General features: G+C 72.4%; 3 protein-coding genes. 1 reads left to right on the forward strand and 2 read right to left on the reverse strand.

Annotated features, from left to right (window positions below; translation table 11 throughout):
* Positions 1-201 precede the first annotated feature (201 nt).
* Complete coding sequence (locus ACIQOV_RS31120) at positions 202-1,221, reverse strand: LLM class flavin-dependent oxidoreductase (RefSeq protein WP_359898555.1); 1,020 nt, start codon at positions 1,219-1,221, stop codon at positions 202-204.
* A 557-nt stretch (positions 1,222-1,778) separates the two neighbouring features.
* Here ACIQOV_RS31120 and ACIQOV_RS31125 point away from each other — a divergent pair.
* On the forward strand, positions 1,779-2,771 hold the full coding sequence (locus tag ACIQOV_RS31125; RefSeq protein WP_401053982.1) for an aldo/keto reductase: 993 nt from the start codon (positions 1,779-1,781) through the stop codon (positions 2,769-2,771).
* A gap of 179 nt (positions 2,772-2,950) precedes the next feature.
* Here the strand turns inward: ACIQOV_RS31125 and ACIQOV_RS31130 are convergent.
* On the reverse strand, positions 2,951-3,992 hold a 1,042-nt coding region (locus ACIQOV_RS31130; RefSeq protein WP_401053983.1), incomplete at its 5' end, for an LLM class flavin-dependent oxidoreductase.

Genomic DNA, 3,992 nt, shown 5'->3' on the forward strand with positions numbered 1-3,992 from the left:
CCGTGCGCCGCCCCCCGGCGGCCACGGCCCCTCGACCGTTCGTCATCCCCCGCCCCGCCGAACGGCATTCCGGCGCACCTGGTGGCGCGCGTCACGTCACGCACGGTTGCCGGCGTCACGCCGCGTAGGGGGTGCACGGCGCATTGCGCGGGCGGGCGGGGGATCCGGGCTGCCGTGGCAGCGCGCGGCGGGCGTGGACCGCTACGGCAGCGCCCGACGGATCTCCGGCGCCACCGCGCTCGCGAACAGCTCCAACTGCTCGCGCTGCGCCCCCTCGGTGAGGGCGTCGACCCCGATGCCGACCACCTCGTTGCCGAAGGCCTCGTGGTAGCGGTGGATCTTCTCGATCACCTGCTGCGGACTGCCGACCAGCGCCGAGCCGCGCTCCAGCGCGTCCTCCAGCGAGGTGAACGGCGAGTTGTTGTGCCGGCCCGCGGCCGAGTCGAACAGTGCGTTCCAGTACGGGCGGAAGCCCTCGACGGCGTCCTGTGAGCGCTCGGCGACGAACAGTCCGCCGAAGCTCGCGCCCACCCGGGCCCGCGCCGGGTCGTGCCCGTAGTGCTCCCAGCGCTCGCGGTAGTGCTCGACCAGCGTCCGGTACTTCTCCAGCGGATGGAAGGAGTTGGCGGAGAAGAGCGGGTCGCCGTGGCGGGCCGCGAGGTCGGTGGACCGCGTGCTGGTCGCGCTGCCGTGCCACACCGGGATCGGGTCCTGGAGCGGGCGCGGCCAGACCGTGACGTCCGTGAGCGGCGGGCGGGTCGAGCCCTCCCAGGTCACCTTCTCCTCGCGCCAGAGCCTGCGCAGCAGGCCGTAGTTCTCCGCGAGCGCCTCCCACTGGCGCTCCTCGGGGAGGCCGAACAGACCGAAGTGGCGCGGGTCGTTGCCCTTGCCGACGATCAACTCCAGTCGACCCCCGGAGAGTTGGTCGAGCATCGCGTAGTCCTCGGCGACCCGGACCGGGTCGAGGACGCTGAGCACCGTCACCGTGGTGAACAGCCGGATGGTGGAGGTGCGGGCAGCGATGGCGCTCAGCAGCAGGGGCGGCGCCGGGGAGAGGAACGGCTCACCGTGCCGCTCCCCCACGCCGTAGCCGTCGTAGCCGAGCTGCTCGGCGAGGACGGCCTGGTCGATGACGTTGTGCAGCTTCTGCTGCGGGGTGCGCCGGACACCGGTGACCGGGTCGGGGGCGTTGGCGACGAGGGACGAGACGGTGAACCGCACGGCGGTCTCCTTGGGCGCTCGGGACGGGCTCGGGGTCGGGCTCGGGCCGGACCAGGGTCGGGCCGGGGTCGGGTTCGGGCCGGACCAGGGTCGGGCCGGGGTCGGGCTCGGGCCGGACCAGGGTCGGGCCGGGGCCATGGCCGGGTACAGGACCGGGCCCCGGGCCGGGTACGGGCTGAGCATGGGAACGAGCTGAGCAGGACCGGGACGGGACCGGCGGGCCGGAGCGTCCCGGGATTCGGTGAGCCGCACGGAGAGCGGAGCGCGGGGAGCCGGTGCGCGGTCCGGCGCTGCGCTCCTACGGGCGGCACCGGCGGAACGGCCGACGGGGCGGGCGGTGGGCCGCTCGGGCGGCGGGGCTCGCGGGTGGCGTCAGCGGTCGGTGCTGCGGCGGTGGCGACAACAACAGCGGGCTGCGGCGGCGGCCACGGCCACGGTCCGGACTGCCATCTCGCCTCCCCCTCGCCTCGCACGCACGCGATCCTCCGCGAGCATAGGCACCGGCCCGGAACGGGGCAAGGCTTGATCCGCCGCGACGGACTGGCAGGATGTCCGGCATGAGCTACCTCGCCGCGGATGACCGCTATGACTCGATGACCTATCGGAAGGCCGGCCGCAGCGGCGTCCAGCTGCCCGCCGTCTCGCTGGGGCTCTGGCACAACTTCGGTGACGCCCAGCCGCTGGACGTGCAGCGGGCGGTGCTGCGCCGGGCCTTCGACCGGGGCGTCACGCACTTCGACCTGGCGAACAACTACGGCCCGCCGTACGGCAGCGCCGAGCGCAACTTCGGCTACCTGTTCGCCCAGGACTTCCGGCCGTACCGGGACGAGCTGTTCATCGCCACCAAGGCCGGCTGGGACATGTGGCCCGGCCCGTACGGCAACGGCGGCAGCCGCAAGTACCTGCTGGCCAGCCTCGACCAGTCACTGGACCGGATGGGGCTGGACTACGTCGACGTCTTCTACTCGCACCGGTACGACCCGGACACCCCGATCGACGAGACGATGGGCGCGCTCGACAGCGCGGTGCGCTCGGGCAGGGCGCTGTACGCGGCGATCTCCAACTACCCGGCGGAACAGCACCGGGAGGCGGTGGCGATCCTGCGCGAGCTGGGGACGCCGGTGCTGATGAACCAGTCGGCGTACTCGATCCTCAACCGGCACGTGGAGGACGGCGGCGTGCTGGACGCGGTGGGCGACACCCAGAGCAGCCTCATCGCCTACTCGCCGCTGGCCCAGGGACTGCTGACCGACCGCTACCTGTCCGGGGCGGTTCCGGCGGGCTCACGGATGTCGGTCGGGAAGTTCCTCACCGAGGAGGCGCTGACCGAACGGAAGCTGGAGCAGCTGCGGGCGCTGGCCGCCGTCGCCGAGCGGCGCGGGCAGACGCTGGCGCAGCTGGCGCTGTGCTGGGTGCTGCGGGACCCGCGGGTGGTCTCGGTGATCATCGGTGCGAGCAGCGTCGCCCAGCTGGACCAGAACCTCGACGCACTGGCGGGCGGGCCGCTGACGGCCGAGGAGCTGGCGGAGATCGACCGGCTGAGCCGCTGAGCGGGGCGGAGGCGCCGACCGGAGGCCGAGGATGATCGCTGCGGCTGATGGCTACGGCTACGGCTACGGCTGACGCTGACAGCTGACGATCGACGGATGACAGCTGACAGATTTCGAAATCTGTCAGCTGTCATCCGTTATCCGTTATCCGTTATCCGTCACTTGCCAGCTGTCACCAGTCAGCTACCGGTGTGCGGCCGCTTGATGCCCAGGGCGGGCAGAACCGTTTCTGCAACCCGATGGGCCTCCTCCAGCAGCGGGTTGCCCGAGAGGATGAAGGTGTCGACACCCAGCGCCTCGAACTCTTGCAGGCGCTCGATCACCTGGGCCGTCGAGCCGACCACCGCCGTACCGGGCCCGGGGCGGAACAGGCTCATTCCCGGCCAGAGGTTGGGGTAGACCTCCAGCTCCCGGGCCCGCGCCGGCACCTTCCCGCCGTGCTGGCGGAACTGCCGCTGCCAGCCGACCCCGTCCTCCGCCGTCGCGCCACCCAGCTGGCGCGCGTAGGTGGCCTCACCGGTGACGTCCAGCAGCCGGTCGGCGGCGGCCCAGGCCTCGTCCTCGGTGTCGCGGACGATCAGGTGCAGCCGCAGCCCGATCCGCACCGACCGGCCGTGGGCGGCGGCCCGCTCGCGGACCAGGTCCAGCTTCTCCTTGAGCAGGTGCGGCGGCTCTCCCCAGGTCAGGTAGACGTCCACGTGTTCGGCGGCCATCTCGATGCCGGCCGCCGAGCTGCCGCCGAACCAGAGCGGGATGCCGCCGGGCTGCACCGGGGTCAGCTCGCGCAGGCTCGCGCCCGCGTTCTTCAGCTCGTAGAACTCGCCCTTGTGGTCGAAGACTTCACCCGCCGTGAGGCGCTTGACGATCGACCAGTACTCGCCGCTGAGCCGGTAGCGGTCGTCGTGCTCGACGTCCAGGCCGTACTCGCGCAGCTGCGCGGTCGAGCCGTTCACCACGTTGAAGCGCAGCCGGCCGCCGTGCAGGTGGTCGAAGCTGAGTGCCATCTTGGCCAGCAGGGTGGGTGAGACCAGCCCCGGGTGGACGGCCAGCAGCGGCTTGAAGGCCGGGGTGGTGGCGGCCGCGAGCGCGCTGCCGAGCGTCCAGACGTCGTACAGGTCGGTCGCGAGCAGCGCGCCGGTGTAGCCCAGTCGCTCGACGCTGCCCGCCAGTTGCTGGAGGTAGCGGAGGTCCACCGGACGGCGGCCGGCCGGCTCCCAGGGG

It is taken from the genome of Kitasatospora sp. NPDC091257 (assembly GCF_044757675.1).
Classification (GTDB): Bacteria; Actinomycetota; Actinomycetes; order Streptomycetales; family Streptomycetaceae; genus Kitasatospora; species Kitasatospora lactacystinica.